The 6,733-nt window shown below is 36.3% G+C and carries 3 protein-coding genes; 2 read left to right on the top strand and 1 reads right to left on the bottom strand.

Annotated elements, in window-relative coordinates:
* Nucleotides 1-1,300, top strand: a 1,300-nt coding sequence (locus RMR19_RS15205; protein WP_310604348.1) for a DUF4340 domain-containing protein, incomplete at its 5' end; no start/stop codon positions are given.
* A gap of 105 nt (nt 1,301-1,405) precedes the next feature.
* On the opposite strand, the gene RMR19_RS15200 is transcribed toward RMR19_RS15205, so the two are convergent.
* A complete protein-coding gene (locus RMR19_RS15200) occupies nt 1,406-5,650 on the bottom strand; it encodes an acyl-CoA dehydratase activase-related protein (RefSeq protein ID WP_310604347.1) in 4,245 nt (1,414 codons plus the stop codon).
* 260 nt (nt 5,651-5,910) lie between these two features.
* On the opposite strand from RMR19_RS15200, the gene RMR19_RS15195 reads away from it, so the two are divergent.
* Nucleotides 5,911-6,396, top strand: a complete 486-nt coding sequence (locus tag RMR19_RS15195) for a LysM peptidoglycan-binding domain-containing protein (protein ID WP_310604346.1) — start codon at nt 5,911-5,913, stop codon at nt 6,394-6,396.
* Nucleotides 6,397-6,733: the final 337 nt, after the last annotated feature.

Genomic DNA, 6,733 nt, shown 5'->3' with positions numbered 1-6,733 from the left:
GAATGATTCTTGGGTTGACAAGTCAGACACCAATGCGCCGATTAACCAAGATTATATAACTGCCATCTTAGATAAACTAGTCAGCTTAGAGGCAAGTAAAATAGTTGTTGAGAAAGCAGAGGATTTGGCAGAGTATGGTTTAGAAAATCCTTCAGTGATTGTTCATATTCTAAGCGAAGATGGAAGTGATTTTGAACTTAATTTTGGAGATTCTCTAAGTAGCAGCTCTGGATATTATGTTAACTTAGCAGATGAGGAGGTAGTTTATGCAGTAGCAACAGGAGTGCGTTCCGTGTTTGAGCATACAAAGACAGAAATGTTGTCAATAGAAGAGTTCCCAACGATAACAGCGTCGAATGTTACGAATATTAATATAGTGAAAGATGGAGAAGAAATATTTAAGGCAGAGTATAATCAAGATGCAGCAGATGCAGGGGAATATTATGCTTGGAATATAGTAAAACCATATAGTACAGTGCAAAAAGGTAATCCAACTCAGTTTGATACATATTTTGAAAATTATAGTTCCGTATCATTCAATGAGTGTGTTGACTACATTTGTTCTGATTTGAGTAAATACGGTTTAGACAATCCAAGTACGACAATTGATTTGTCTTATTATGAAGAAACGATTGTTGATAGCAATTCTACGGAAGAAAGTAGTGCAGATACAACAACAGAAGAGTCGCAGACAATTCGTATAGAACATCAATTGACAATCCTTGTTGGTAATATGAATGATGCTGGAGAATACTATGTTCAAATAAAAACAGATGGAAGGAAATATGAGAATGCGATCTATACAATTAGTGCATCAACGATAGAGAATATGCTTGCAATTACGCCATATGATTACGTTTGTAATTTAACTCAATTAGTTGATATCACAAGTCTTGATACATTGAAGATAAAAGCAGATGGCAAATCATATGAATTAAAAGTTACTCCAAATCCAGATAAGAAAACGGAAGAAACAGAAGACAGTGAGGAAGTAGCTGACAGTTTATACTATTATAATGGTACGAAAGTAGAAGAGAAGGCATTCAAAAACCTCTATCAAGAATTAATCGGGATTACAACAACAGGAGACATTAAGAAGCAGGTGAGTGATACAACGCCTGTGTATGAATTTGATTTTATTCGAAATTCGGATTTATTAGAAGATTTACATGTTGAATATCTTCCATACGATGGTGTTAACTTCTACCGTGTATCAATTAATGGAGAAGAGAACTATTTAGTTGAAAAGGCAGCAGTAGATAAGGTGATAACTCTGCTAGAACAGTTTGAGACTGAGTAGTTTTATATTAGAGATAAGATAGAAAAGACTGATTCCTATGTAACAACATTGAGTTGTTGTTACAATAAGGAGTCAGTCTTTTTAATTATAGTAAGATATTGCTACCTATTTTGTAGGAGAATTTTTAGTCAGGTTTTTATTAGCTGTAGATAACATCAACTTAATTCGGTTAAGCTGATTTACCTCACTTGCACCTGGGTCATAGTCAACAGCTACGATATTCGATTCAGGGAAATGTTGACGTAATACCTTGATAACACCTTTACCAACAACATGGTTTGGCAGACAGGCAAACGGCTGGGCACAAACAATATTGTTAACACCAGAATGAATTAACTCAACCATTTCACCAGTCAAGAACCAACCTTCACCAGTTTGATTACCAATGGATACATAGTCTTTTGCATAATCAGCAAGTTCACTGATTTCTTTTGGTGGTTCAAAGCGTTTACTTGCCGCTAATTGTTTCTTCATCTCTTTACGATATTGCTCGATAAACCAGATACCGATATTGTTCGTAAATGCTTCTTTCTTTGGTCTGCCTAAATACTGTATCTTATAATTCGCATTGTAAGAGCCATATAGAAAGAAGTCGATTAAATCAGGCATAACAGCTTCTGCACCTTCTGCCTCTAGTAAATCTACTAGATTGTTATTGGCAGCAGGAAGGAATTTAACAAGAATCTCACCAACGATACCAACTTTAGGTTTTGTGATATCCAATAGTGGTAGTTCATCAAAATCTTTGATAATGCCACGAAGGTTATTCTTAAACTCCGAACGTTTTCCGTTTTGTACAGACTGCATACAACGTTCACGCCATGTTTGATATAAGGTATTCGCAGCACCTTTTTCTGCTTCATATGGTCTGGTGCGGTAAAGAACACGCATAAGAACGTCGCCATATACAAGTGCTTGTAATGCACGGTTTACAGCAGATGGTGTAAACTTAAATCCAGGATTTTTCTCAAGTCCAACTGTATTAATAGATACAACCGGAATATGTTCCATGCCAGCTTTGGCTAAAGCTCTACGAATAAAACTTATGTAGTTCGTAGCACGGCAACCACCGCCAGTTTGCGTAATAACAACGGCAACTTTATTAAGGTCATAGCTTCCAGATAAAAGGGCTTCCATAATCTGACCAACAACCATCAAAGAAGGATAGCAAGCATCGTTGTTAACATACTTGAGACCAACATCAACAGCTTCCTTATTATCATTATCAAGGACGATAACATTATAGCCGACAGAACGAAGGGCAGGACCTAAGAAGTCAAAGTGAATTGGTGACATCTGAGGGCATAATAATGTGTATTCCTCACGCATCTTTTCCGTAAAGATAACACGTTCGTAAGAAGTCGTCGTTGGCTTTAAGTCAATATGTTTCTTCTCGCGGTCACGTACTGCGGATAATAGAGAACGGATACGAATTCTAGCAGCACCTAAGTTATTAACTTCATCTATTTTAAGGACAGTATAAATCTTGCCAGCGTCGGTTAAGATGTCACTAACTTGATCTGTAGTAACGGCATCAAGACCACATCCGAAAGAATTAAGTTGAATTAATTCAAGGTTTGGTGCTGTCTTTACATAAGCGGCAGCAGCGTAGAGTCTTGAGTGGTACATCCATTGATCCATAACGATAAGTGGACGTTCAATCTTACCTAAGTGGCTAATACTGTCTTCAGTCAGTACAGCAACACCATACGATGTGATTAATTCTGGTATACCATGATTGATTTCTGGGTCAACATGATAAGGACGTCCTGCTAATACGATTCCTTTTGTTCCAGTTTCATTTAAGTAAGCAATTGTTTCTTCTCCCTTTTTCTCAACATCTGTTCTTGATTGGCATAATTCCAACCATGCAGCATGAGCAGCAGCTTTTATTTCTGTAGCAGGTATGTTATGGCTTTCCTTAAATACTTCAATAAGTCGTTTCGTTAAAATCTCTTCTGAAGTAAAGGCTAAGAATGGATTTTGATAAAAGATAGTATCGGTATCTAATTCATCTACATTATTCTTAATATTCTCGCCATAAGAAGTAACGATAGGGCAGTTGTAGTGATTTCCTGCTTCTGGTATCTCGTTGCGTTCGTAGTAAACACAAGGATAGAAGATATAATCAATACCTTGTTTGATTAGCCACATTACATGTCCGTGAGCTAACTTAGCAGGATAGCATTCTGATTCACTAGGAATAGATTCAATACCAAGTTCATATACCTTACGTGTTGATGATGGAGATAAAACAACACGGAATCCAAGTTCTGAAAAGAAAGTAAACCAGTATGGATAGTTCTCGTATTGGTTTAAAACTCTTGGAATACCAACTGTTCCACGGTAAGCTTTATCTTGATCAAGAGGTGTGTAGTTAAACATCCTCTTTAATTTGTATTCGAATAAGTTTGGAATATTGTCCTTGTTTTTGGCTTTTCCAAGACCACGTTCACAACGGTTTCCTGATATAAATTGTCTTCCGCCAGTGAAGCGATTAATTGTAAGTAAACAACTATTCGTACAGCCTTTACAACGAGCCATAGAAGTCTCGAATTTTAGTGAATTGATTTTATCAATCGTAAGCATGGTTGACTCAATACCTGGTGTATAACGTTCCCTTGCAATTAAAGCAGCACCGAAAGCTCCCATAATACCTGCGATATCAGGACGTACCGCTTCACGTCCAAGAATCATTTCAAAACTTCGAAGAACTGCATCGTTATAGAATGTACCACCTTGAACTACTACATTTTTACCAAGATCTTTTGGATCAGCTAATTTAATAACCTTATAGATCGCATTTTTAATTACAGAATAAGCTAAACCAGCAGAGATATCATCAACGCCAGCGCCTTCTTTTTGAGCTTGCTTTACCTTAGAGTTCATGAATACGGTACATCTTGAACCAAGGTCAATTGGATGTTTAGCAAATAAGGCTATTTTAGCAAAGTCAGCAACTTCATAGTTAAGTGATTTTGCAAATGTTTCAATGAAAGAACCACAACCAGAGGAGCAAGCTTCATTTAATTGAACGCTGTCAACCGTTTGGTTTTTAATCTTGATACATTTCATATCTTGTCCGCCAATGTCGATAATACAATCAACCGTTGGCTCAAAGAATGCAGCAGCATAGTAGTGAGATACCGTTTCTACTTCACCTTCATCTAGTAGTAGTGCTGCTTTAATAAGAGCTTCTCCGTAACCAGTAGAGCAAGAACGTACAATTCTAGCACTATCGGGAAGAAGGGTATAAATCTCTTTGATTGCTTTAAGAGTAGTTTTTAATGGACTTCCGTTGTTGTTGCTATAGAAAGAGTATAGTAACGAACCATCTTCTCCGACAAGAGCCACTTTCGTTGTAGTTGATCCAGCATCAATACCTAGGAAGCAATCGCCTTCATAAGTTTTAAGGTCAGATTTTACAACAGTATGTTTTGCATGACGTGTTGTGAAGTCTTCGTATTCTTGCTCATTAGCAAATAGTGAGTCCATACGAGAAACTTCGAATTCCATATGAATCTTTGAAGAAAGCTTTGTTAACATATCTTCAATTGGAGATACAGCGTCAAACTTACTGTTTAATGCAGATCCAATAGCGGCAAATAGATGGGAATTATCTGGGGCAATTGTCGTTTCGGGTGTAAGATTTAAAGTTCGAATAAAAGCTTCTTTTAGTTCAGATAAGAAGTGAAGTGGACCACCTAGAAATGCAACGTTTCCACGAATTGGTTTACCACAAGCAAGACCACTGATTGTCTGATTAACAACTGCTTGGAAAATAGAAGCTGATAAATCCTGCTTTGTAGCACCTTCGTTAATTAATGGTTGAATATCCGATTTAGCAAATACACCACATCTAGCTGCAATCGGGTAGATTGCCTTGTAGTCTTTCGCATATTCATTCAGACCAGTAGCGTCTGTTTTTAATAATGTAGCCATCTGATCGATGAAAGAACCAGTACCACCAGCACAGATTCCGTTCATTCTTTGATCGATGCCATTTGTAAAGTATATAATCTTGGCATCTTCCCCACCAAGCTCGATAGCCACATCAGTCTGTGGTGCATAGTATTGTAATGCCGTAGATACTGCGACAACTTCTTGAACAAATGGAACTTCAAGATGTTTTGATAATGTAAGACCACCAGAACCAGTGATTACAGGTGATATAGAACAATTTCCTAATTGTTCATATGCCTTTGCTAAAAGAGAGTGTAATGTCTCTTGTATATTAGCATAATGTCGTTCGTAGTCAGAAAATAAAATGGTATGATTTTCATCAAGAACTGCGATTTTAACAGTAGTTGAGCCGATATCGATACCAAGAGTATAGATTGTATTATTCATTTGTAACCAGCTTACGCTGTCCCTCCTTAATTATTGAACCACGCGTCAGCTTTGCTGACATATATCCTGCACAATATGTTCTAGTTAATAAATATTCAAAGAACCATGACCATTATACGACATATAATTAAAATCTTCAACTCATTTTGCAAAACAGGTAGTTGGACATTATTTAAAACTATACACATTCTTGGATAGTTTTGAATATATTAGTAGTGTGTAAGTATTGTGAATAATTAGTCGTGAAAGGATCGGTAAGAATGAGAAATTTTGATCGTTGTAGAGGCGTTGTGCATATAATTAAGAAAGGGGATACCTTATATGGAATCAGTAGACAGTATAATATTCCATTGGCTTTAGTTATGCGTGCGAATCCATATGCAGATGTATATAATTTGCAAATCGGTGATGAACTCTGTGTTCCAGTAACAAGCAGAGGAGGAATCAGCAATATCTGTACAGGGAATGAAACTTGTGTAATAGAAACACCAGAGACTCCAATCATTCCAGTTGTACCTATTATACCGACAGTACCAGTTACCCCATCAACACCCGTAATGCCAGATATGACAGGAACAGGGTTGATTAGTTATATTATTAAGGATGCAGAAACATTAAAAAGTATCCTTGAGAAATTTGATATTGATTTAGAAGACTTTTTAGGAAGCAATGATATGTCAACACTTTTATTACAGCCGGGCATGAGAATTAGTATACCAGATAGAAGGATGAGTGAAGAAGAATAGAAGTTAAAATTATAAAACTGTTGGGTGGTTATCTAGCTCGACAGTTTTATGATTTTCTTCATATTTTAAATAGCAGTGTAAATATTCAGTTTCTGGAGAGGATGAAATGTAAAATAATTACTTACATTTTGTTTTTAAAGTGTTTGACAAACGGTATTGTTCCACATATAATAAATGTGGTTAGAAACACAGTGGAAATTGTAGTTATGTGTAAACTGTTGTGATGTAAAAAAGAAAGGATGTGGATTATATGGAAGGTGGACCGAGTAGTCATCGGCAAACAAGTTTTAATAATACATTAATATTGAAACAAAGAAACTTAAAAACTAAATATAAT

Source organism: Anaerosporobacter sp. (genome assembly GCF_031551385.1).
In the GTDB taxonomy this organism is placed as follows: Bacteria; Bacillota; Clostridia; order Lachnospirales; family Lachnospiraceae; genus Anaerosporobacter.
The sequence above is the reverse complement of the archived record's forward strand: the minus strand, read 5'-3'. Positions and strand labels throughout refer to the sequence as shown.

Coding starts and splice junctions, on each gene's coding strand:
- RMR19_RS15200 (WP_310604347.1), bottom strand. CDS start 5,650: ATGAATAATACAATCTATACTCTTGGTATCGATATCGGCTCAACTACT.
- RMR19_RS15195 (WP_310604346.1), top strand. CDS start 5,911: ATGAGAAATTTTGATCGTTGTAGAGGCGTTGTGCATATAATTAAGAAA.